The 24,074-nt window shown below is 35.6% G+C and carries 21 protein-coding genes and 1 pseudogene; 12 read left to right on the forward strand and 10 right to left on the reverse strand.

Going from position 1 to position 24,074, the window contains the following annotated elements:
• Window positions 1-29: 29 nt before the first annotated feature.
• The 3 genes from H0173_RS07445 (at window position 30) to H0173_RS07455 (ending at window position 3,365) form a co-directional block, all read left to right on the forward strand.
• On the forward strand, window positions 30-527 hold the full coding sequence (locus H0173_RS07445) for a TRAP transporter small permease (protein ID WP_221845727.1): 498 nt from the start codon (window positions 30-32) through the stop codon (window positions 525-527).
• Window positions 508-1,779: a TRAP transporter large permease gene (locus H0173_RS07450; RefSeq protein WP_221845728.1), complete on the forward strand. Its 1,272-nt coding sequence runs from the start codon at window positions 508-510 to the stop codon at window positions 1,777-1,779. Before H0173_RS07445 ends, H0173_RS07450 begins: the two co-directional genes overlap by 20 nt.
• Before the next feature lie 419 nt (window positions 1,780-2,198).
• Entirely contained in the window at window positions 2,199-3,365 is a 1,167-nt protein-coding gene (locus tag H0173_RS07455; RefSeq protein ID WP_221845729.1) for a sulfite reductase subunit alpha, read from the forward strand.
• Window positions 3,366-3,449: 84 nt separating this feature from the next.
• Here the strand turns inward: H0173_RS07455 and H0173_RS07460 are convergent, their stop codons facing one another.
• The 4 genes and pseudogenes from H0173_RS07460 to H0173_RS07475 form a co-directional block, all read right to left on the reverse strand.
• A complete protein-coding gene (locus H0173_RS07460; RefSeq protein ID WP_396021193.1) occupies window positions 3,450-4,289 on the reverse strand; it encodes a YitT family protein in 840 nt (279 codons plus the stop codon).
• 182 nt (window positions 4,290-4,471) lie between these two features.
• Complete coding sequence (locus H0173_RS07465) at window positions 4,472-5,044, reverse strand: hypothetical protein (RefSeq protein WP_221845731.1); 573 nt, start codon at window positions 5,042-5,044, stop codon at window positions 4,472-4,474.
• Window positions 5,045-5,053: 9 nt separating this feature from the next.
• Window positions 5,054-5,503 (reverse strand): DUF4085 family protein, encoded by a 450-nt coding sequence (locus H0173_RS07470; RefSeq protein ID WP_221845732.1) that lies wholly within the window; start codon window positions 5,501-5,503, stop codon window positions 5,054-5,056.
• A 6-nt stretch (window positions 5,504-5,509) separates the two neighbouring features.
• A pseudogene (locus H0173_RS07475) lies at window positions 5,510-5,698 on the reverse strand (multicopper oxidase domain-containing protein); the annotation flags it as partial.
• A gap of 165 nt (window positions 5,699-5,863) precedes the next feature.
• On the opposite strand from H0173_RS07475, the gene H0173_RS07480 reads away from it, so the two are divergent.
• From H0173_RS07480 to H0173_RS07495, 4 genes are all read left to right on the forward strand, one after another.
• Window positions 5,864-6,478 (forward strand): pyroglutamyl-peptidase I, encoded by a 615-nt coding sequence (locus H0173_RS07480; protein ID WP_221845734.1) that lies wholly within the window; start codon window positions 5,864-5,866, stop codon window positions 6,476-6,478.
• A 282-nt stretch (window positions 6,479-6,760) separates the two neighbouring features.
• Complete coding sequence (gene sstT / locus H0173_RS07485; protein ID WP_221845735.1) at window positions 6,761-7,999, forward strand: serine/threonine transporter SstT; 1,239 nt, start codon at window positions 6,761-6,763, stop codon at window positions 7,997-7,999.
• Between the two features lie 364 nt (window positions 8,000-8,363).
• Complete coding sequence (locus tag H0173_RS07490; RefSeq protein WP_221845736.1) at window positions 8,364-9,065, forward strand: Na-translocating system protein MpsC family protein; 702 nt, start codon at window positions 8,364-8,366, stop codon at window positions 9,063-9,065.
• Window positions 9,066-9,308: 243 nt separating this feature from the next.
• On the forward strand, window positions 9,309-10,001 hold the full coding sequence (locus H0173_RS07495) for a Na-translocating system protein MpsC family protein (RefSeq protein ID WP_221845737.1): 693 nt from the start codon (window positions 9,309-9,311) through the stop codon (window positions 9,999-10,001).
• Between the two features lie 76 nt (window positions 10,002-10,077).
• Here H0173_RS07495 and H0173_RS07500 read toward each other — a convergent pair whose 3' ends face one another.
• Window positions 10,078-11,403, reverse strand: coding sequence for an ATP-binding protein (locus H0173_RS07500; protein WP_221845738.1), 1,326 nt, complete (start codon window positions 11,401-11,403; stop codon window positions 10,078-10,080).
• Between the two features lie 392 nt (window positions 11,404-11,795).
• Between H0173_RS07500 and H0173_RS07505 the strand changes: the two genes are divergently transcribed.
• On the forward strand, window positions 11,796-12,803 hold the full coding sequence (locus tag H0173_RS07505) for a hypothetical protein (RefSeq protein ID WP_221845739.1): 1,008 nt from the start codon (window positions 11,796-11,798) through the stop codon (window positions 12,801-12,803).
• Window positions 12,804-12,876: 73 nt separating this feature from the next.
• On the opposite strand, the gene H0173_RS07510 is transcribed toward H0173_RS07505, so the two are convergent.
• The 3 genes from H0173_RS07510 to H0173_RS07520 form a co-directional block, all read right to left on the reverse strand.
• Window positions 12,877-13,746: an alpha/beta fold hydrolase gene (locus tag H0173_RS07510; RefSeq protein WP_221845740.1), complete on the reverse strand. Its 870-nt coding sequence runs from the start codon at window positions 13,744-13,746 to the stop codon at window positions 12,877-12,879.
• Window positions 13,727-14,335 carry a TetR/AcrR family transcriptional regulator gene (locus H0173_RS07515; RefSeq protein ID WP_221845741.1) on the reverse strand — a complete coding sequence of 203 codons (609 nt, stop codon included), beginning with the start codon at window positions 14,333-14,335 and terminating at the stop codon, window positions 13,727-13,729. Before H0173_RS07515 ends, H0173_RS07510 begins: the two co-directional genes overlap by 20 nt.
• A 134-nt stretch (window positions 14,336-14,469) precedes the next feature.
• Complete coding sequence (locus H0173_RS07520; protein ID WP_221845742.1) at window positions 14,470-16,263, reverse strand: ABC transporter substrate-binding protein; 1,794 nt, start codon at window positions 16,261-16,263, stop codon at window positions 14,470-14,472.
• Window positions 16,264-16,367: 104 nt separating this feature from the next.
• Between H0173_RS07520 and H0173_RS07525 the strand changes: the two genes are divergently transcribed.
• The 4 genes from H0173_RS07525 (at window position 16,368) to abc-f (ending at window position 21,970) form a co-directional block, all read left to right on the forward strand.
• Complete coding sequence (locus tag H0173_RS07525; RefSeq protein WP_221845743.1) at window positions 16,368-17,594, forward strand: MFS transporter; 1,227 nt, start codon at window positions 16,368-16,370, stop codon at window positions 17,592-17,594.
• 87 nt (window positions 17,595-17,681) lie between these two features.
• Window positions 17,682-18,554: an alpha/beta fold hydrolase gene (locus tag H0173_RS07530; RefSeq protein WP_221845744.1), complete on the forward strand. Its 873-nt coding sequence runs from the start codon at window positions 17,682-17,684 to the stop codon at window positions 18,552-18,554.
• 323 nt (window positions 18,555-18,877) lie between these two features.
• Window positions 18,878-19,585, forward strand: a complete 708-nt coding sequence (locus H0173_RS07535; RefSeq protein WP_221845745.1) for a M48 family metallopeptidase — start codon at window positions 18,878-18,880, stop codon at window positions 19,583-19,585.
• A 459-nt stretch (window positions 19,586-20,044) separates the two neighbouring features.
• Window positions 20,045-21,970 (forward strand): ribosomal protection-like ABC-F family protein, encoded by a 1,926-nt coding sequence (abc-f, locus tag H0173_RS07540; protein ID WP_221845746.1) that lies wholly within the window; start codon window positions 20,045-20,047, stop codon window positions 21,968-21,970.
• 195 nt (window positions 21,971-22,165) lie between these two features.
• On the opposite strand, the gene H0173_RS07545 is transcribed toward abc-f, so the two are convergent.
• Complete coding sequence (locus tag H0173_RS07545; RefSeq protein WP_221845747.1) at window positions 22,166-23,137, reverse strand: nuclease-related domain-containing protein; 972 nt, start codon at window positions 23,135-23,137, stop codon at window positions 22,166-22,168.
• Window positions 23,138-23,601: 464 nt separating this feature from the next.
• Window positions 23,602-24,063 (reverse strand): SRPBCC family protein, encoded by a 462-nt coding sequence (locus tag H0173_RS07550; protein ID WP_221845748.1) that lies wholly within the window; start codon window positions 24,061-24,063, stop codon window positions 23,602-23,604.
• Window positions 24,064-24,074 lie beyond the last annotated feature (11 nt).

The raw sequence follows: 24,074 nt of genomic DNA on the forward strand, positions 1-24,074 counted from the left end.
ATTAGAAATGATTAAAGAAGGGGTGCAGCATGAAAGGATTGAAAAGAATTTGGAACTTATTTGAAGAAGTTTCCGCGGGGACATTCTTTTTTGCAGGAATTACACTCATTTTCTATGGGGTAATCATGCGGTATGTCTTTAATGAACCGAAGGCCTGGGTGGAAGAGATTGTGAGATATTTAATCATTTGGGGAACCTTTATCGGATTTGCCATTGCATTAAGGCATAATCAGCATATTCAGGTTGATATTTTATATGATAAACTCCCGAATGGCGCAAAACGAGCAGTAGATTTATTTGCAACTACAGTATGTATATTATTTTGTCTTGCTTATACGTTTTATGGTTTGATCCTTGTAGAAAATCGATATTCTTCAGGAATGGTTTCGTTAGACGTTGGATTGCCAATGTGGGTAGTCTATTTAATTCTTCCGATATCTGGAATCTTATTTTTATTACGATTTATTGAGCGGTTTCTGAACCAATTGCGAGGAAAGGAGGAAAACTATGATAATCCTATTACTTAGTATTTTCTTTCTTTTAATGATTCTTAGGGTGCCCATAGCCATCAGCTTAGCTGGGTCGACGATGGTAGTATTAATGCTTTCTGATTTTAATATGAACATGCTGCCACAAAGATTTTTCACGGCAATTGATTCTTTCCCAATGATGGCGATTCCAGGATTCGTTCTAGCGGGTGTCTTACTAGCCCGAGGAGGAATCTCCAAATATTTAATTGAAGCATTAAGATCATGGGTTGGCCATTTACCAGGCGGCTTATCGGTAGTAACCATTTTAGCTTGCATGATCTTTGCTGCCATTTCCGGCTCAAGTCCAGCAACGGCTGCAGCAATCGGTTCTATTATGATTCCGGCAATGGTTAATGCTGGTTATGATAAGAAATATTCAATGGGCCTAGTTGCGGCGGCTGGAACTCTAGGTATTCTCATTCCACCAAGTATTCCACTCATTATTTATGGAATTACAGCTGAGGAATCCATCGGGAAATTGTTCATGGCTGGAGTAATCCCTGGTTTATTACTTGGAGGGGTTCTAATAGTCTCAGCCATCTTTTATGCAAAGAGAAAAGGTTATGGAAAAGGTGAGAAAGCTTCTTGGGAAGAAAGAGGCAAAAAGTCTTTAAAAGCAATTTGGGGGGCATTTTTGCCATTCTTAATTCTAGGGAGCATTTATAGCGGGATTGTAACACCAACAGAGTCAGCCGTTATTGCTGTATTTTATGGGATCATTGTATCTGCATTCATTTATCGGGAACTCCATTGGAAAGATGTACGCCCCATTATAGTAGAATCCATTAATATTACTGCTATGATTTTCTTAATTATTGGGGCAGCAAGCTTGTTTGGATTATATTTAACAAATGCTCAAATTCCTCAAGAAATTGGTGCCTGGATTGCCAGCAGTGAGTTGAATAAATGGGTATTTATGATAATCGTGAATATCTTGTTCTTCGTAATGGGGATGTTTCTAGAGGCAGTTTCCATTATTCTGATTACATTGCCAATCCTGCTTCCAATGCTTAAACATTTCGATATTAACTTAATTCATTTCGCCATCATCATGACGATAAATATGGAGTTAGGAATGATTACACCGCCAGTTGGACTTAACCTTTTCGTTGTTAGCGGAATAGCTAAGGAGAAACTCGGCAATGTTGTAAAGGGTGTCATTCCATTTATCGTATTAATGATTGTCGTACTCATTTTTGTCATCATCGTACCTGGATTATCTCTTTGGCTGCCAGATCGAATGCAATAAATGAAGAAGCAAAGTGAATCATTCTAAATTGATTCTAACGAAGCACCCTTCCAAACTAATGATGGAGGGTGTTTTTAATAATGGAAAAAAGGAAGAACACGGTAAAAATCAGTAAAAAATGACCAAGAAATTATGCTATAAATGATTATTAAGTATTCTCTATTTGTATACTAGAAATAGTAGCGAACAAACATAGGTGATTTTTTTTTGCCAAAGGAAGTACATAATAATAACTTTGAACGATTTTAAAATAAGTGTTTTTAATCAACATTTGGGGAATTTCGAACATAATAGAAGAAAAAGAAAAGGATCCTTTTGTTTCTTCGAAAAATTCAATCATTTTGTGTCAAAAAACACATCTGATTCTCCCTATTTATGTTATTCTAGCTATATACATCTTGTTTTGGAGGAATAGCGAAATGCAAAATACTTTAGAGAATCCTAAAAGTGAAAAACTGCCATTTTCAAGAACTAACCCATTTCCAGCAAAAGTACTAAAAAATACTAATCTGAACGGGACTGGCTCTAGCAAGGAAACAAGACATCTAGAATTGTCATTAAAAGATTCAGGCTTGTTCTATGCTCCAGGTGATGCACTTGGTATTGTCCCTTCAAATGATCCTGAACTAGTGGCTGCTCTTCTAGAGAAAATGGGCTGGGATGAAAAAGAAGTTGTAACTGTTGGAAAACAGGGGGAAACGCTGCCATTGAAGGAAGCGCTAACAACCTATTGTGAAATCACACTTCTGACAAAGAAAATTCTACAGCAGGCAGCAGCATTCACAGAAAATGAAGAACTGCAAAAGCTTATATTGGTTGAAAATGCAAACGAACTAAAAGAATATTGCAATGGCCGCGATTTATTAGATATGCTTCGTGATTTCGGCCCTTGGAAGGCATCAGTACAAGACGTTGTTTCCATGTTAAGAAAAATGACACCGCGCCTCTATTCCATTGCAAGCAGTATAGCTGCTCATCCAGATGAAGTTCATCTAACTATTGGGGCTGTTCGCTATACTGCCCATGGACGTGACCGTAAAGGTGTTTGTTCTGTTCAATGTGCTGAACGAGTTCAAGAAGGAGATACGATTCCGGTATTCGTTCAAGCGAATAAACATTTTTATTTGCCGGATTCTCAAGATCAAGATATTATCATGGTTGGTCCAGGGACAGGCATTGCGCCATTCCGTTCGTTTATCGAAGAACGTGCAGTAAGTAAGGCAGATGGCCGAACATGGTTATTCTTTGGGGACCAGCATGCATCGTCAGATTTCCTTTATCGTGACGAATTGGAAAAGTATCAGAGTGATGGAGTACTAACAAAGCTAGATACTGCCTTCTCACGTGATAGCGATCAAAAAGTATATGTTCAGCATAGAATGCTTGAAAATAGTAAAGAAATGTTCCAGTGGATTAGCAATGGTGCTTATTTCTACGTCTGTGGAGATAAAGAGCATATGGCGAAGGATGTCAATGAAGCACTTATTTCGATCGTAGAAAAGGAAGGCTCCATGTCGCGTGATGAAGCTGAAGCTTACTTGAAGGATCTGCAAAAGCAAGGCCGTTATCAGCGTGATGTTTATTAATCAGAAATTTATTATTTTGAGTTTTAATTAAGAAACACCCCTTCGTTTTTTTTCGAAGGGGTGCTTCTGCGTATGCCTTATAATCTAATGAATATCATGCTTTTTAAAGTTTCCGCCTTTCACCTCAGCAACGTCATAAACCGTCACAAAGGAATAGGGGTCAATTTCTTGAATAATTTCTTTCATTTTTGTTTCTTCTAAACGGTTAATAACACATGTAATTTCTTTGAATTGTTCATTTGAATAAGCACCCCGAACGATGTTATACGTGGCACTGCGGCCTAAGCGGTCACGTATCGTTTCTACCATTGATTCGGGTTCATTCGTAATAATTTTAAAAGTTTTAGAACCACTTAAACCCGTTTCAACGATGTGAATAACTTTTGATGCAATAAAATAGGCAATCCCCGATAGAATTGCTCCTTGCAGACCAAACACAGTAGAGACAACAATAAATACAAACAGATTTAAGAAAAGGATAAGGTCACTTGTTCCGAAAGGCAGTTTTCGGGATAGAAGAACGGCTAACATGTCAATGCCATCTAGGGCACCGCCATTACGTAAGGCTAGTCCCATTCCAAAACCAATAATGATACCGCCAACAACAGTTATGAGCAGCGTATCTCCTTCAATTATAGTATGGACTTGATGCATGACACTAGTCCCCACTGCAAGTGAAGCAATGCCGATAATGGAATTAATTGCAAAGCTTTTACCAATTTGTTTATATCCTAAATACACGAATGGGATATTCAGTACAGCAATTAACACTCCTAAAGGTAATTCAATTAATTGTGAACCGGCGATGCTGAGTCCTGTCACTCCTCCGTCTGATACATTGTTTGGGATTAATACCGCTTCTAGGCCATACGCTGTAATAAAGGCTCCTATAATAATCAGTATAGCTCTTGATAGTTTTATCATCTTTCTCTGGCGTTTTTGCTGGGTGTTCGGGTTCATATAATTCCTCTCTTCAGCCAAATAACTTCAAACTTATGTAATTTGCTTATATTTTATAGTATATGCTTTGAGAAAAACAATTACTGATACTAATTCGAATTCGATCTATTTATTAAATAAAAGCTTTGAAAGGCATCCAAGTATTTTTAATCAATTAGCGATTGAAACTTTTCAATAACTGCTTCTTTTAAAATACCTAATTTATAAAAATGGCTCGTAAAAACACTAACCATCATTTCATTTTCTTCTGTAATTGTAATTTTCGATAAGACACGGTTAATTATGTCTATAAGTTCAATAGGATTAGCATACAGCGTATTCCAAGCACGCACTTGCAATTCTAAATCACTGCCAAAGATGGCAGCTTCTATTTCCTCTGATGGCACGGGTACACTAAAGTGTGCATAGGGATCTTCGTATACGTCTGTATGAATATATGTAATGGGGTTGTACTCTTCTAAATCATACGCATAACGTTCATTTCCGATCGTAACAATTATTTCATTTTGCTCAAATTCAACCTTCCCATTTCCTAAAACGATACTATTCGAAAATGATTGAATGGCACTGATCACATCGGGAGTAATTAGCCAATACCGAAAATTAGGATTTATCTTCTTAATATATTCCTCAAGTGATGTTTTTTTAATCTTTCTTTCATCTCTCAAAACCGTATATTCAGCCGGACGATAAAAATACTCGGCATCTAGCCCTTTCATTGTAATTGTCTACTCAGAATCCGGGCATTCAAACAACACTCGAAAGGCAAAACCATCATCATTTTTTTGCAATTCGTAGTAAACGATCCATTGGCCAACACTTAATGCTTTATCACTTTCCTCAGTTAGTACGTTTTGAAAAATAAGGTGTATATGCGATTTAGATGTAAATCCGCCATCCGTATTGATGAAAAGATGAAGGGTATCCCCATATCGATCAATCAGCTCTATAGATGAATCATGCAAACTTTCTGCAAATACATCTTGAACCGCAACTGGTAAATATGGAACTGCTTGTTTAGTCTGCCGGTCTGCAGCACCTAAAAATTCTTGAAATGCTTTATCTGCTTCTCTCATCCATTGTAAATAATCTTCACTAACTGTTTTGGGTAAGGTTGGCCCATTTAATGTGCCATTTTCTACATAAGGAATGAAACGGCTCGGCAAAATATATTCCACATAAAATCACCTTAAATAAGTTGGTAAAAATAGTATACTATAAGCGCATTCGTCTTCACATTGGCATCTGCGTTCAACAACTTCAAATAGGCGCATCATATCATCATCTTCATGCTCTAATATGTGACAGTGGAATACATAGCGGCCAGTGAATGGACGAAATTTCATCATAATTCTTGTGATAAATACTGAAGGACATTTGAACGGTGTTTCTAATCGTAACGATAAATATCTCGTTATGCCATATTTTTTTGTAAAATTTCCCTGTTTATCATACTCAGAAAAGTTAGGGTATCTGATAAACTTAAATAGAAGAGTATTTAGAAAGAACTTCTACAAAATTAGAGGAGGAAACTAAGAGTGAAAACATTATTGCTGACTGGTTTTGAACCTTTTTTACATTTTTCTATTAACCCAACGATGCGTATTGTTCAGGATTTAAATGGGCAGCAGGTAGGAGATTACAAGATTCATAGTGAGGTATTATCTGTAGATTTTAAGAAATCTGGGAATCAGATTATAGAACATTTAAAGAATATTGAACCAGATGCAGTTATTTCTTTAGGACTGGCTGGTGGACGCTACAAAATTACACCTGAACGTATAGCGATAAATATAAATGACGGAGAGGCAGATAACAGCGGCAATACTCCGGTTGATGAGGTTATTCAGCAGGAAGGACCAGATGGCTATATGAGTACTCTTCCAATCAGTGCAATGGTGGGTAGGCTGATTGAGGAAGGACTCCCGGCAGAAATATCAAATACTGCCGGGACGTATTTATGCAACCATGTTATGTATCAAAGCCTGCATTTTGCGAGCACACATAATAAACAAATTCCTGCTGGCTTTATCCATATTCCTGCTTCACATGAGTTAGCAATTCAGCATGGGAAGATTCCAAGCTGGTCTCATGAGGATTTGAAAAAAGCGGCTCTAACTTGCATAAAAGTTTTATCTGAACAAAAATATTAATTTGGATAAATGGGGGTGTCATGAGCTTGAATGGCACCCCCATTTATATTGGAGTTTTTAAGTGAATCTCTTTTTTGAAATAGTAATTTATAGTAATGAAATTGGAGTGGTTATTACAATTTATTGCAATATTTAATAGATTATGAATAGTTTTAATAAAAATAATAGTATTGTAGTATATCAAAAAACACCGTATAATATTTTTATAGAAAGACAAGTGTCTTTATAGAGTGGAATTTCGGTAAATGCGATAAGAATATACAGAATAATGGAGGAACATCTATGAAAAGCTTGCTAATCAAGTGGAGCAGATTAGGCCTAGTAAAACAAATCATCATAGGTTTGATAATTGGCATTGCTCTAGCTTTAACAATCCCTGAAGCGGCAAAACCGATTGTTATTTTTGGCTCTTTATTTGTTGGTGCTTTGAAAGCTATTGCACCTGTACTCGTACTCTTTTTGGTTATGTCAGCAATTGCTCAGCACAAAAGTGGTCACAAGACGAACATGAAATCCGTTATCATACTTTATCTTTTAGGTACTTTTTTGGCTGGATTGATCGCTGTTGTTGCTAGTTTTATTTTCCCTGTAAACTTAATACTTGTTAAAGGTGCTGAAGGGGTAACCCCTCCAAGCGGTGTTGTTGAGGTTCTTAAAACATTGCTGTTGAATATTGTGGATAATCCAGTGAAGGCACTATTTAATGCGAATTATATCGGTATATTGGCTTGGGCGGTTCTGCTTGGTTTGGCATTAAGAAATGCAGCTGATTCAACAAAAACGTTGATTTCTAATTTCTCCGATGCAGTATCAAAAATGGTTACTTGGGTGATTAAGTTTGCTCCGCTAGGAATTATGGGACTAGTATTTGAATCCATTACAACAAATGGAGTGGAATCGTTATTAGGCTACGGAAATTTACTAGGCGTATTAATTGGTTGTATGCTCTTTGTGGCACTAATTGTTAATCCAATCATTGTGTTTGTGTATATTAAACAAAATCCATATCCGCTCGTGTTTAAATGTATAAAGGAAAGCGGTATAACTGCATTCTTTACACGAAGCTCAGCTTCCAATATCCCTGTTAATATGAAGCTATGTGAAAATCTAGGCTTGAATAAGGATAGTTATTCAGTATCTATTCCATTAGGCGCAACAATCAATATGGCTGGTGCAGCTGTTACGATTTCTGTTTTAACACTTGCAGCAGTTCATACTCTTGGTATCCAAGTGGATCTTCCAACTGCGATCATTCTTAGCGTGTTGTCAGCAGTCTGTGCTTGTGGTGCTTCAGGGGTTGCCGGCGGATCCCTACTGCTCATTCCACTAGCTTGCAGCTTATTTGGAATCCCAAATGAAGTGGCTATGCAGGTAGTTGGAGTCGGCTTTATTATCGGAGTTCTGCAAGACTCATTTGAAACAGCTCTAAACTCTTCTACAGACGTTTTATTCACCGCAGCAGCTGAATACAAAGAATGGCGTAAAGAAGGGAAATCAATAAATCTTAACAAAACAGCTTAATGAATATGTGATTGAACTGTATCCTAAATGTTAGAAGAAGTCATTAGGATACATGAAAAAAGGAGTCGCATAAGTTAAAGTGAACTTCAAAATCTATATTGCTATATTAATCAACAGATGATATACTTTGTTTGATTAATGTCTTACTGTCATTAATTTTTTCTTTATCATCTAAGTAGAAATAAATTTCTAATATAATTTGTAAAATTGTTTTATGGTAAATGGAAGAAATATTGTCTATCCGTGGCCTAACTCCTTATTTTTGGAGTTAGGCCATTTTTGTTTTCTGTTAAAAATTTTCTTTCATTAGCTATGTTCCAGTATTAGTACAAATTTAAAACGCAATGTAAAGGAGGGACAAATAATGATTAGAAGCGGTAATAAAAATCAAGAAGATCTCCTCCAGCTAAGCAGCACATTAAGTAAAATGCTTAAACAGAGATTTGGAAAAGGTCCTGAATCATGTTTTGTAACTCTTCATACGGGAAAGCTGATCGTATATATACGCAATTTTATTACGCCTGCAGAGGAAGTGCTAATTACAACTGAAGAGATGAATTTAGCATATGATTTTCGAACCCTTTTAATGAACCATATTGCTAAAGAATTGATTACACACGATGCTTTTAAAGTTCTAGACTTTAATTATGTTTCATTTCATCAAGATTGGGATTATGAAACGAATACGGCTATATTGTTATTTGAAGAGGAATCTTTAAGCACGGATTTAGATGTAAAAAACAAACCATATTATTATGAAAAAATGGCTCAACAAATTAAGTATATAAGTGCAGAATTACACAAGGCACCTCAAGCAATGGAGCTCATGAAGATTAGCCCAAATTTATTGGCTGTTAGATGCAGTGGTGTCATGTTAGAAATTGAAAAAGTACTAAATAAAAAAGGGCATCAAGATTTATTACAAGAACGCTCTTGGGAAATCAAAAAAAGTTTTCAAGACAAAAAGGACTCCTTTACCAATATTATTGGCAAAGAAGTTGAATGCATATACATATTATGGGATTATATAAAAGATCGAAACTTTATATTCTTTTATCTGCAATAAGAAGAATTAGAAAAGCATATTTGGACATTTTGTAAATTATCTTAAGCCAATATAAAGCAGACCACCGGCTGCTTATTATATTGGCTTTTTTAAATGGAGTCTTTAAATGGATACCTTACCAGGAAGTAAGATAATGTATAAAAAAATTGAATGAAAATGGAGATAAATAGTTTATTTATGATAAAGACTATCTAATGGGGACTAAAGAAGGAAAACGTATTGAAAAGGATTGGGGGTAAAAAGATGGAACATGAGAAGGACAAACTAAATACTATTAGCAGTTTTACAAGCAAGTTATTGCGAAAGAATTTTGGAAAAGGGCCACAATCCTGTCAGTCAACACTAACAAAAAATCACCTAGTCATATATATTCGCGGCTTCATTTCTCCAATGGAAGAAGTGTTAATAAAGCAGGGGCAAAGAAATCAAGTCGAAAAGGCACGGACTGTTATATTAAATTATTTATTAAATGAGTTAAAGGGTGTTATCGAGTTAACACTGGATCAGGAAGTAAAACGGGTGTACCATGATTGGAATTTTCCGAATAACTCAGGTGTTATTATGCTTGTTTTAGACGAAGAAACGAATGGAGGAGCAACAGATTCCAATTTTCAGGAATTAGAAGCAGAAGTAGCTCGAATTAGTAAATTAGTACAAAAAGTTCCAGATAAAATCTTTGTGTATCCAATGTCCTCTACCATCTACTTAGTAGAACGGGTGGGCATATTAATGATGATCGAAAAAGCATTAGTACAAAAAGGATTTGCTGAAGAACTGAAAATAACAAAAGATGAATTAGAAAAGGAATATTTTCACCGCCAGGGGAGATTTAGTGAAATATTCAATAAAAGGGTTCGAGATATATTTATTGATTGGGATATACACGGTGATCGATCTTTAATGACCTTTATTCTGAAAGATAATAATTTAAATTAATTTTTTATAATGCAGCCGGTTAAGCCATATACCAGAAAAAAAGACCGTCCTAGGACGATCTTTTAAAAAAATTTGGTTAAAAATATTCCTTAACCTGGTTGTTATTTACTGCTAGAGTGAGGTCTTTTTGGGCCCCTTTTACCGTAATAGTTGCCTTTGTTCCTTTACCGACTTCACTTTCAAATGTTAGGGATCCGCCAATTGCTTCAATCAGACGGAAGGTGACCATTAAACCAAGACCAGTTCCTTCCGTTTTGGTTGTATAAAAAGCTTTTCCTATTTTTTGAAGATGCTCCTTAGACATTCCTGATCCGGTATCAATCACTTCAATGATGACTTGCCCTTTCTTATGATTAAAGCTGGCAAGCACGCTTACATTTCCTTTATCCGTAGCTTCAATAGCATTTTTAATGATATTTAGGAGCGCTTGCTTAAACTTTAAAGGATCACCCTCTATATATACTTCCTTATCTATTTGGCTATTTAGCTCAATTCCTTTTATATTTGCATATGAGTTCATCAAAAGAATCGTTTCTTTAATTCCGATGCTCGCATTAAAACTTTCAAATCTCTCCGTCAATTGAGGCTTAGCAAAATTTAAATAATCAGAAATAATCGTTTCTGCTCGATCCAGCTCGTTAATAGCGGTATTCATATAATTCTGTGTAGTTGGGTCCACTTTGCTTTTTGTCAGTTGGATAAAACCTCTAACAACTGTAAGCGGATTTCGAATTTCATGGGCAATAGAAGCCGCTAACTCACTAACAATGTTTAATTTTTCTGCTTTATGTATTTCTTCCACAAGGTTTAATCTGTTCAGCTTACTCTCAGTAAAATATGTATAAATAAGAAAACAAAGAATATAAGAAATGGCTGTTTGGAATAATAGTTCAGAATTAATAATAGAACTTGATAATCCAACAAGATGGAAATGAATGTTTATAGATATTATGACTAAAGCAAAGATTAAAATCGAAGAAATAAAACTAACTAAATATTTTTTCACTATACTTAATTTATGAAATATTGGTCGGAATAAAATAAATGCTGCAAAAAGAATGATTGAACTAATGAAAACATTTAAGGAAGCTGCCGAACCGCCTAAAAAGAATCGATAGCTTACTAATAATATTCCGCAAATTGTCCCCGAGATAGGTCCCATATATAGAATACAAATTACAAAAGGAAAGTAACGTAAATCCCATATAAAAGTTCCACCATATGAAGCATGAATAATAGGGAACTCCATGCTTAAAATGGATGCAGCCCCAAAACAAATACCTGCTAAAACCTTGTAAAACTTTTTATTCGGATTTGAAAAGATCCATTGATAAAAATAAATAGGACTTAATACAATAAGTAAATTTACAAAGATGTCTTTAATCAAAGATGTAGGTTCCAAATATAATTCCCTCCTTTCAAAATAGGCTTTAATAAAAATAAAAAAGCCAAATAAGAGCAGAAAAATCTGCGACTTATCCTGGCTTTAAAATCTAGCTTTTGCTACTAGAGTATCATAACCACTTATAATTATTTTCATTTTCTATTTGAAAGAGACCTGGGCATCGAATCCCTGTATCCAATTAATATATTACTTGTTATACATTCTCTTTACAACAATAAATAGCGCTTTTATAGGTTTTATAGGAAAATAGCCTGTATCGGCTATATCGAATAACTGTAAAGAAATACAAAAAAAAATTTTTAATTAATTCAGAATTTTTAATAAATAATGGTAAAATATATATAATACATGTCATCTCGTTCAATAATAAGGGCGAAGGGAGAATGAAAATGAAGAGGTTTTTATGGGGGATCGTATGGCTGGTAATCTCGGGCGTACTAGTTGCCTGCTCGAATCAAACGAATGCAAATGAGACAACCGAAATCAATGAATTAAAAAAGCAAATAGAGCAGCTATCAATGGAAAACAAAGCTTTGCAAATAACGATGGAGCAGCAAAAGAAATTCATTGAAGAAAATATAAACAATAACTCTTCTGTTATTCTCAAAAAAGACATCCAAACATATCCACAATCATTATTTAAAGAGGCGGCTTTTGATATCAATGATGATGGAAAGGAAGAAATAATTGAACTATATGTAAATGCAGAAAAAATGGAAGATGGCATGTTTGCGTGGGATGATGGGCAGACATGGCTGTTGGTCGTAAAGGATGGGGAGGATACTTATCCGCTATTTGATGATTTTGTTCAGTTAGGATCAATCGATTTTAGTACGGCCAAGTTTGATGGAAAACCTGGTATTGTGATGCTAGAGACTGGTCATGGAGATAAATCAATCCACAAAATTGCATACAATCAAAACGAAAAAGGATTTGTGAGGGAAACTATTTATAAAATAGAAAATTCCTTTCAGCACTATACTCAGCCAGCGTCCTATGCCTTTTTCAAGGACGCTTATGAATTAATGCAACTAGCTTTTACAGAAAAGGCAGCAAGGGCTTTAGATGAAAATGAGGATAAACTTAAGGAACTTAGAGATCGTGCTGAGATCTTTAATCCTATTGAAGTTAATCTTTGGAATGCACAGCGATTGTTTGAAACCGCCGGTGAGCTGAATCCCGAATTAAGTGTTTCCGTAGAAAGAGTAATTGATTTGCTTAATGACATGGTAAGAGAACAGCCTACAGAAGGACAATTGAAAGTGTTAAGGAGTATTTGTGATGTATTCAAAGAAAATGAAAGCAGTCAATTGATAATTGAAGAAGAAAATCAAATCCATCCTGACATTATGGCTAAGTTTGAAAAAATTAAATTCATTCTTAATGAGGGAAAGTGACCTTTGTAAAAAGCCCATCCGAAAGAATGGGCTTTACAAGTATATTTGAAAATCAAGGATTAGCAAATTGCATTTATATAAAAAACTGCTCAATTTCTTCAATGATGATCTTCAAATTATTCTCATTTTGAAAGTGGCTTGCATTTTGTAATGTGATGGCTTTGGATAATGAAGGAAAGATGTTCTTTGCCCTTGGTATGACTTCTTTTGCTGGAAAAAACACATCATGCTCAGCTGCAAAAATTAAAGTAGGAGCATGGAAATTTTCTAATTCTTCTTTTGTAGCGTAGCTTGGAAAAGCAGTTTCCAGTTTAACATAGTCGTAAACATACTTGATCTGTAATAGCAATTCAGGCTCTATGTTTGTATCAAACATTTCCTTACTCGCTCTTACTAAATTTCTTTCATTCGGAAATAATTTATATAAAGCAAGAGGGATAAGGATTTTCTTCATCATATTTGAAATTTTCCCGCCAGCGATTGCAGACGGTACAAGAAAAACTGCCTTTTCTATACGTTCTGGTGCATAGGCAGCTAATCTAATCAGAATACCGCCTCCATAGGATGGGCCAATAAAATTTGCTTTTTTAATGCCAATACCATCCATAAAATCACAAACCCACTGAGCATATTCATTTGACTTTGGATTGAGGCGAACTTCATCACTTTTTCCTGGATGACCGATTGTATCTGGCGCGAAAATTTGGTAATGCTTCGCCAGTGGTTCAAACCATTTTAATGTAATAGGGTTTACGACATTTCCCCCGTGAAAGCAAATTAGAGGTTCTGCCCCCTGATTCCCTCCAACAAGAATATGAGTTTTCCCAAAGCGAGTGTCAACATACTTACTTTCAAATATAGTGTTAAGCCCGTCCGTCATCTTATCATAAATCTCAAGGATTTTCTTTTTGCCCTCTGGATCTTTATAAATGGTTTTCATCATGTTTTCCTCCATTGAAAAGGGTATTGGCAAGGCTCTCTATTAAAAATCTAATGACTCCGTCAAAATGGTTATGACCAATTTCATTTTTATGAAGCAGTGTAAAGAAAATCGTTTTTAATGCAGATGAAACAAATCCACTGTCACACTTGATGTTAAAGTGCTCTAGAAGGATTGAAATATCATCCTGATCCTTTATTAAGTGGCTTTTTATTTCATTCTCAGGAAGCTTCTTAAGTATTTGCTCATAAACGCCATTTTGCAGGTCCAAAATCCATGGATTCTTTTCTATTTCCGAAAAAATAGCATGTATGGCAGAAATAAATTTTTGTTTTGGAGGGTCAGTTGATGCCTGTAATGTATCAAAAACCTTCGTTTTTACACGCCTATCGATTCGTTCCAGCACCTTAAAAAAGAGAAGTTCTTTGGATGGATAAAATAAGTAAAATCCACCTTTTGAAATGCCAACTCTTTTGACTAGTTCATCTACTGTTGATTTTTTATATCCATAAATAGACCAGCATTCCTCCGCGGTGTCTAAAAGTTTCTCATTAATTGCTTTCTTTTCCTCTTCACTAAACCCCTTTGCCATAGCTTCACCTCATTTGTGTGACTAAAATTTAAAAAACGGTCATATAAATAGTAAAAGATTCCATGAAAAAATACAATCAATTTTTATAAAAATTAAGAATTTATAATTAGTCAAAAAAAGATGAATATAACGGTTTACGTTATTTCATCTTTTTTTGTTACGTCCGGTTTGATCCATATATTTTTAAAATCTACGTGCCCTCTAGAATTGATCTTTACCCCTTTAATGGAGGGATGAAAGGTTGATTCAATACTTTTATGAACTAAGAAGGCAGCTGCCTGTTCTGAAATGAGATGAGCTTCTATTTCTGAAAATAACGTTGATCGTTCCTCTTCTTTAGATGTTGCGAGGATTGTCTCTATCTTTCTATCAATAGCATCCTTAATTTCTGGATCCAAATGCTGATGCAAAAAGCTAAAGCGGGATTGATAAAGTTCCAGCTTAGACATTTCTTTTTCTCCCCATACAGCTTCAAATAAAATACAGTCTGCTTGTTGGATACTTTCTTCATTAAGGATTTCCTGCCAGCCGAGAATCGTTATATGAATAGAAATCCCATATTGGGCTGCTTCAGTCATTATCCATTCGGCATCAGGCTGATGCCGTTCGTACGTAAATAATTGAATGGGTTCCCCGGAATAGCTAGATTGCTGTAAAAGAAACTGTATTTCTTCATTCTCTATTTTTTCCTGAGTCATGAGCAGAGAGCGTTGCATTTCAAAGCTAAAGGAAGGAAGCAGCCTCGGTGATCCTAGGTCAGCAATCAGCTTTTTACGGTCAATTAGCTTATTGAGTGCCTTTCTAAAAAATATACTTTGCAGAGGGCTATTCTTTTTTCGAAGATTAAAGGTTAAAAGACTGCTGCCTTCATACATCCCCTCGACTACTTCATGAGATGGATCGTCACTGGAGTAATTACTTTCGCCGGTGTTAACAAAAATACTGCTGTTATCTGCTAAAATTTCTTTCTCATATTCTCTTGGCACATTTAAAATTTCAAAACGGTCCACGAAAGGTCTGCCTTCATAATAAGATGAATTTGCTTCAAGAACAGCGTAATTTTCATTATACGTATGTACCTTAAAAGGTCCTGTACCTATATAGTCTGTACCTTCCGCGGGGATAATGGAAAGGGCAGGAAAACTAAGAAATCGCAAAAATAGTTCGTTTGGTTTATGTAAATGGAATCGTACCGTGTATCGATTTAGACATTCAATGTCATTAATATTTTTGACAAGCCATGATTGTTCAAAGTCTGGATGGAAAAGTAACGAAAACGTAAAATGAATGTCAGTTGATATAAGTTCCTTGTCATTGTGGAATTGTAATCCTTTTTTCAAATAGAATGTCCACTCTGTTTTTTCCTCGTTAACCTCCCAATGATGGGCAAGTTTCCCCTTTACTTTTTCGGTTGAATGATCAAATAAAACGATCGTGTCATATACCTGCTTAATGAGATGGACATCGAAATCAAAGAAAGCTTTTGAAGGAACTATCGAATTAAAGGTTCGAAACATTGGGAGTCGAATAATATCCTTCACTACCTTAGCGTTTTCTTGTTGCGTATAACCAAAGTATTGATTTAGCCATTCCAAAAGCTGTTTTTTTAAATCGGGACTACCATAGAGTGTGGCAAGCTCCAATCCTTCTGTAATTTTTCCATTCATAAATAGATTTATTGCTTCAGAAAAAGCAGCATCGTCAATTGATTTTAAAAAGGTAAGATGAGATTTATTTCCTCGCCCGCGGCCAGGGGAAAATAATATCCAGCCGGACTCGATGAGCTTTGATAGGATAAACTTTGTATTTCGCTGTGAACAAAACAGAAGATTTGCAAGCTCTTCCATCGTGGTCGAGAATGGGACATGCTCGGGTTGGCTTTTATAGTAATCACGTATCGCTTTGTAGTTCTCAATTAATCGACTCATTTTTCCACTCCTAAAACCCGAAACTTTTTAAATTATTTCTTCCATTTTTACATATTAAAAATCCACCTACAATAAAAACAAAGATTGAAAGGGGAATGGCATGAATGTCTACTTCATTAGTGAAATTGAATAAAGAAACAGGAGGTATTTGGAGTAATCAATCCTTTCTCATCCTCCTTAGTTCAACATTTTTGCTAAGCTTAGCGAATCGAATTTATGAGCTTCTGCTTCCACTTATTCTTTTTGAATTAACGAATTCGTCTGTTGCGGTAACAACGATGCGAACTGCAGAGCTACTGCCCAATTTGGTATTTGGCATCTTCATTGGTGTGATTGTTGATCGAGTGAATAAAAAGAAGCTTGCACTATGGAGTATCGGTTTGCAAGCTGCACTGCTTTTCTGCATGGCTTATTTGTTAAAAGTGGGAACAAGCTGGCTAGGCATTTATTATATTATCGGCTTCCTGCTGATGACTTGCAATTATGGGTATTTCAATGCTCAGATTGGGCTAGTCAAAATGAACATTCCAACGAATTATTTAAATTCGGCGAATGCAAAATTCTCCTTTATAGAAACGTTTATTAGTGTGATGGGTCCTGTTATTTCCGGCATTATTTTACTGCTGCCATTTTTCTATAATGGAGTGCTGCTTACCGCCTTTGTTTATATGCTTTGCCTGTTCATTTTGGCACGGCTATCACACCAGGCAGAAGCAGTCAGGATGAATAGCTCTGGATTCTTTGCTGATTTTCGTGAAGGTTGGAGAGCGTTTAAAGATAATAAACTCCTTTGGATGATGACTATTTTTATTATGCTATTAAATTCAACATTTTCAGTTGTCCAGATTGCAGTGCTACTTTTCGCAAAAGAGGATCTAGGTCTAAAATCTACCGGAGTGGCGATCGTCATATCGGCTATTGGAATTGGTGGAATGATCGGCAGCCTTTTCTCAAGTAAACTAAGAAAAGCATGGGGATTAGGCGTTTTATTCGGAGTGTCTGCATTTCTTCATGGAGCTGCCTATTTGTTAATGTATTTTTCAGATCATTACTATAAGCTGATTATAGCACTGTTTTTTAGCGGAATAGCAACATCATTTTACACTGTCTGTGCATACACATTCAGGCTGGAGCAGACGACTCCCGAATTGATTGGCAGAATTAGCGGAATGACAGGAACGTTTTTCAGAATCGGGATGCCGATTACTGTTTATTTGTCAGGCTGGGTCATTTACAAGTGGGGGACTGCCCCGATCTTTCTCACAGCCGCGATTTTTAATCTTATTGTTTTTATCATCTACCGCATGACTCTCTTATGGAAGGTAAAGTAAAAAAAGTTCCGATAAATTTAAGAGAAAAAGAGAAAAATATTAATAGTTAGATTGTATTTTTTTAACAACTAAATAGGATGGTGTAACTTGTCTAATTTAACCTTTCCAATAGAAGCCACAAGAGAATTGTATTATCAGAAATATGATGAATCATTAAAGCAATGGAACATTGAGATAGAGTCCCTTTACATCAATACAACATTCGGGAAAACACATGTGATTGCTTGCGGACCCAAAAATGCTCAACCGCTTGTACTGCTTCACGGTATGACTGTAAGCTCCGCAATGTGGTTTGCGAATGCTCCGGGTTGGTCCGAAATGTATCGAGTTTATGCGATAGATACGATTGGAGATTTCGGAAAAAGCGAATGTGTTCAGCCAATTACAACTTCTGAGGAAATGAAGACTTGGCTTAATGAGGTTCTTGATGCTTTAAAATTAGATCAAATCTATTTGGTTGGACACTCAATGGGAGGATGGATCTCGTTAAAGTTTAGTTTGGAATCTGAAAAAGTAAAAAAATTAGTTTTATTAGCACCTGTCATGAGCTTCTCTTCATTAAATTGGAAGTTTCCATTTAAATTGCTGCCTGCAATGATATTAAAAAACTCGTATTTTATTAGAAGTTTATATAATTGGATGTTTGCAAAACAAAGTCGTCCCAATTCCATTCTCTACGAACAATTTCTTCTAGGGTATAAATATGGAAAAATTCAGCTAAGAGTTGCACCAACTGTTTTTAAAGAAACGGAATTAAAAAAATTGCAGCCTGAAACCTTAGTTCTGATTGGTGAAAATGAAGTCGTCTATTCATCAGTAGAAAAAGCACTAAAGAATGCAGAAGCTTCACCAAAAATAACCGCTAAATTAATTCCAAGCAGTTCACACTGTTTACCTGCTGAACAAAATCAACTTGTCAATCAATTGGTAATCAATTTTTTAGATGAAATGAAGAAATAAATATTCTTTTATCTTTCTAGAAAATTTTGTTTTATTCTTTAAAAATATCTTTTTTAGGCAAAAAGGTATGGTATAATTTTACTAATATTTTAATGGGAATGAGGTTATTGTATGCCAGAAATTAAGTGGGGAACTCCATTAAGTTTAGCTTGTTTAGGAATATTTTTAGGCGGTTTAGGCACCTTTTTTAAGGCAGTTTGGAGTACTTTTTTGTAAACAGACTATTACAGTCTGTTTTTTTTTATTTGCATCCTATCACTTAGTTTTTATAAGATTATCCAAGGTGATCAAATTTACTTGAATAGCTAACAATAGGTGATGAAATGATACATACATTCTTAGGAGATACAATTCATTTTGAAATAAAATACAAAAATCGAACTTCCATGGGCATTTATATAGATCACTATGGAAATATTGAGGTTCAAGCTCCAAAGGGGACACCAGATAAAAAGGTGATTCAATTAATAGAAGATAGCTGGGATTTAATCCAGAAAAAATTAAAAGAAATGAAGGACAGAATGGCAGGTCCAATTGATAAAGTCTATGACGCTAGTGAAAGCTTTCTGTATTTAGGAAATGAGTATCCTATCCAGATCCACGAAAATCATAATGCCGATCAGGACTATGTTGTATTTGAACGAGATAAGCTGCACATATATGTGCAGCAGCTTGAGGATGAGAGGATAAAACAAGCTTTAAAGCGATTTTATTATCAGCAATGCAAGGCTTTAGTGGAGAGGAGCATTTCCGCTCATCAAAGTTTCTTTAAAGAAAAGCCTCGTTCTATCCGAATTTCAGATAGTAAGACGACATGGGGAACGTGTGATTCAAAACGGCAGTTAACCTTCAATTGGAAGCTGGCAATGGCACCACGAGAAGTAATCGATTACGTTGTGGTGCATGAGATGTGTCATATGGTTCATCTGAATCACGACCGATCCTTCTGGCGTCTCGTTGGAGGGATGATGCCGGATTATAAGGAACAGGAAAAATGGCTAGCCCGATCAAGCTGGAAAATGACTGTTTAGCGTTTCTGATTTTGTTATTTACAAAAAAATAAAAAAGTGGGATAATAAAGAAAATTTCGGAGGTGGAAAGTAAGTATATGGAACCAACTAATTGCTAATATTAATTTATTTTTTAAATTAATAACGATTTTCAAATGAGTGACATTTACCTAAAAAAGTTAGGTTTATTTGTTATGCTCTTTATGGAATGAAGGCAATTAGAAGGTAACTTACTTTACTACTATTGAGATCATAATTTATAGAAAATTACGTAGTCTTTGTGAAATACAGCAAGCCAGTTTTTGGTGCGTATTTTTTCATGACTGTGTTAATAGATTATTTTCTATGATCAATCTAGACTGTAAGAAGAAATCCTCTTCTTATGGTCTTTTTTAATTCATAAATTAATAGTAAATATTGTCTTTCTTCACCTTGTCCATAAAATGCGTAACGTAAATATGGATGAAAGAAGGAATTAACATGTTAGAACTGAAATTGAATGGAATTAAAAAATATATGGAAGCTACTCTTGTCGTGAAAAATATTACCTTTGAAGCGTATGAAGGGGAGAAGATCGGAATTATTGGTGCAAATGGAAGCGGTAAAAGCACGATTCTCAAATTAATTGCAGGAATCGAGCCCATGCATTATTATCCAGGTTACCCGCAAACCTCTAGTCCTGGATATGATGAGGGGCTGATTCATTCTCCACGAGGGGCAACTAAGGCTTACCTCGAGCAATCACCTGTGTACCGGGAAGGCTTAAAAGTAAGAGATGTGTTAAATCTTGCTTTTGCAGAGATTGAAAGCATTGAAATTCAAATGCGTGAATTAGAGGAACAGTTGAAGACATTGGAAGAGGCTGCTCTAGAAAAAGCTCTGAAAAAATATAGCGATCTTCTTCATCAATTCGAAGTAAAAGGGGGATATGAGCGGGAGGAGAAAGTCAGCAAGGTTTGTACGGGTCTTCAATTTGATGAGAGCTTCCTAAATATGGAATTTGATATATTAAGTGGAGGAGAAAAAACGACTGTCGTGCTAGGCAAGCTCTTAATTCATAATCCGGATATTTTGCTGCTCGATGAGCCTACAAATCATTTGGATATGGAATCGATAGAGTGGCTTGAAGGGTATCTGAAAACCTATAAAGGAATCGTATTAATTGTCTCCCATGACCGGTATTTCCTGGACAATGTCGTGACAAAAATCGTAGAGATAGAAGATATGGAATCAATAACCTATAAGGGAAACTACTCCTCTTTTATTAGTCAAAAAGAAGAGAATATGCGGATTCAATACGAGCATTTTCGAGAGCAGCAAAAAAAGATTAATAGCATGGAAAAGACGGTTATGAGCTTAAGAGACTGGGCGATGAGAGCAGATAATAATAAGTTTTTTCGAAGAGCGTCCAGTATCCAGAAGAAGCTGGATAAGATGGAGCGCATCGAGAAGCCAATTTTTGAAAGACGAAATATGAAGCTGGATTTAAAAGAAGCCGTCCGGTCAGGAACTGAAACAATAAAGGCAATCGGGCTCTCTAAAAGCTACGGGGATAAAATCATCTTGAGGGATGCAGATTTGCTAATTACCTTTGGTGAAAGAGCAGGTTTAATCGGGCCGAATGGGAGCGGGAAAACTACTTTTCTGAAGATGCTTTTAGGTGAAGAACAGCCCGATGAAGGCGTAGTGGAATTGGGAGCTAATGTGGTCGCTGCATATTTGCCTCAGAAAATTGTTTTTAAGGATGAAGAACATTCTGTAATCGAAGTATTTAGGGAGAATATCTCGATTGTAGAGGGTAAAGCAAGAGAGTATCTTTCAAAGTATATGTTTTATAAAAGCAGTGTCTTTAAAAAAGTAAAGCATTTATCCGGAGGAGAAAGAATCAGGCTGAAGCTAGCTATGCTGTTGTATCAAGATATCAATTTACTAATTTTTGATGAGCCTACAAACCATCTTGATATTGATTCGATTGAAACGCTTGAGGAGGCTCTGGAAGACTTTAAGGGCACCATATTCTTTATCTCTCATGACCGGTATTTTATTAATAAAATCGGCCAAAGGGTAATAGCCCTAGAGGACTATTCTTTAAAAAGCTATCTTGGGAACTATGATAATTTTAAAATTGAAAAAGAAAAAATTAGTATTGGAGAAGAAACGAAAAAGCCAGTTATAAAAACGGATAAAGTTAAAAAACAAAAAAGTCAATCTGAAGAAACAAAGAAGGAAGGAGCTAATGCCTTAGCTCGAATTGAAATTCTTGAAAGGGAAATAAGCGAGATTGATTTAGCCATGGCTGCCGACTTTATGGATTATGAGAAGCTTAATATCCTGTATGAAAGAAAACTAGAATTAAATAGTGAACTGGAATCGATTATGGAAGTTTGGTTGGGATTAGGTAATTAATTGAGCTAAGGCGCCTGTTCTTCAGCGGATATAAGCTGGAGATCAGGCGCTTTTTTATTAGTTTCATACCATATTTCTGTATATTATTTAATTTATTTGCGAAACAGGACAGTTTATTTGCGAAACAACAGGATTTGTTCGCGGAATTGGACAGATTATTTGCGAAACATCAGGATTTATTTGCGAAACTGAATTTTACCAAGGAATGTTTTCAACGGAATAAGAACGGTTCTTTTTCTCTCCCGAACTAATAAGTCTTACGGATCGCAATTGTCTTCCTGCTGCGTCGACAGATTCAATATGGGCAAAATTTCGAAACTCGTGGTTAGTTATTTTCGGATCATATAGTAAAAAATAATCTAGTAACGAGCACTCTAGTGCATCACTAGAAAAACTATTACATGATGGACAGTACCATTTTCTCTTTTTGCGAACAATAGGAAGAGAATCGCATAAGGGACAATGAATTCCCGTTAATAATTCGCTCTTTTTAATATCATATCTTTCTAATATATGGACTGTTGGCGGTGTATTCTTTTTGACAAAGAGCTTGCTTAGTTTTCGTAGCTCCTTTTCTTCGAGGATTTCATGCGGGTACATGCTCTCAATCATATCAATTTTTTTCAGGAGATTATGAGATTTGCACACTCGTTGTTTAGCTTCTGGATTGTGTCCAATAAAGGAGATAATGGCATAAGGATTACTAATTACGACTAAGTAATCAACTGGCACTGAAGGGAAATTATATTTAGAGAGAAACTCTTTTATGCAGGCTTTTTGCATTTCAGCCTGAGAGATAGGGTCTGTGTAGCCTTTATATTTTTCATCAACCTTTTGATAAAATTGCTCATTTTCAAAATCAAAATTTAACGTTCCTGTCATATTTTTGGTTTCAACTATAAGGGCGAATTTTTTAGTAAGGAGGAGTGTATCTATTTGGCAGTTAAATTTTCCAAATGGAAGGTTTAAATCGTGGAAAATCATATATTCTTTATCGGGGAGTCTGCAAAAAAAGTAGTCTAGGGATTCTTCACCTTGATAACCTGCCTGTCGTCTTGCGAGTTCCTTCATTATCTGTTGGCGTTTTTCATGATTTTTGGGGAGTCGCCGCAATAAGGCCGTTAAAATCAAGATAATTAATGGGATTTTCCGTTCCTTAATAATCAAAATGATCATTCCTTTTGTTTTTATATACTAATTCTCATTTGGTTAGAAAATACCTGCAGAATCTTGTTGAAAAATATCATATTTTAATAGCTTGCTTTATATATTTTTTTTGAATAGGATTTATTTGCGAAACTAGGCAGTTTATTTGCGAACCGACTAAATTTGTTTGCGGAACTAGGCAGTTTATTTGCGAACCGACTAAATTTGTTTGCGGAACTAGGCAGTTTATTTGCGAACCGACTAAATTTGTTTGCGAAACTAGGCAGTTTATTTGCGAAACAACAAAATTTATTTGCGATATACCCTTATTATCTTAAAAACGTGAGAGAATTTATAAAGTCATTAATTTCTTTTTTTCATCTTGATTCATATTTGTATTTATGAATAAAAACAGTACTGGAATGTCAATAGATAAGAGTCTGTCCATCAACACTTTAATGTGAAGTTGGCAGACTCCTTAAACATTATGCGCCGCCTTTAACGGTTTCGATTTCAATGATTTTGTTTCCAATTGCTTCTGTTAATTCTTCTGCCGTTTTCGGGACAAATGATTTTAGTATGGCGTTGATCATTGGTCCCATCATGCCGCCAGCAGTAATGTCTAAATTTCCTATCATTTTCGTTGTGTGATCTGGTAAGGATTCAGCCTCGAAGTATCCGTTTCCAGAGAAGTTTTCATTCAATCCTGATAGTTTGAAGGTGACACGAGTTGGTTCAATCCATTCGGTTATATCAATTTTTAGCTTTACCGTTTTTTGCATGATGCCGATATCGCCTTTGAATACCCACGTAGATTGTCTTTCATTTAAAATATCGTGCTCGATATAACCAGGAACTAATGGTGCCCATTTGTCCATGTCCTTGACAAAATCCCAAATTCGTTCAATTGATACATCTAAATCCTTCGTATGTGTTCCGGTTGGCATCGGAATCCCTC

The organism is Bacillus sp. S/N-304-OC-R1 (genome assembly GCF_019749375.1).
GTDB lineage: Bacteria > Bacillota > Bacilli > Bacillales > Cytobacillaceae > Cytobacillus.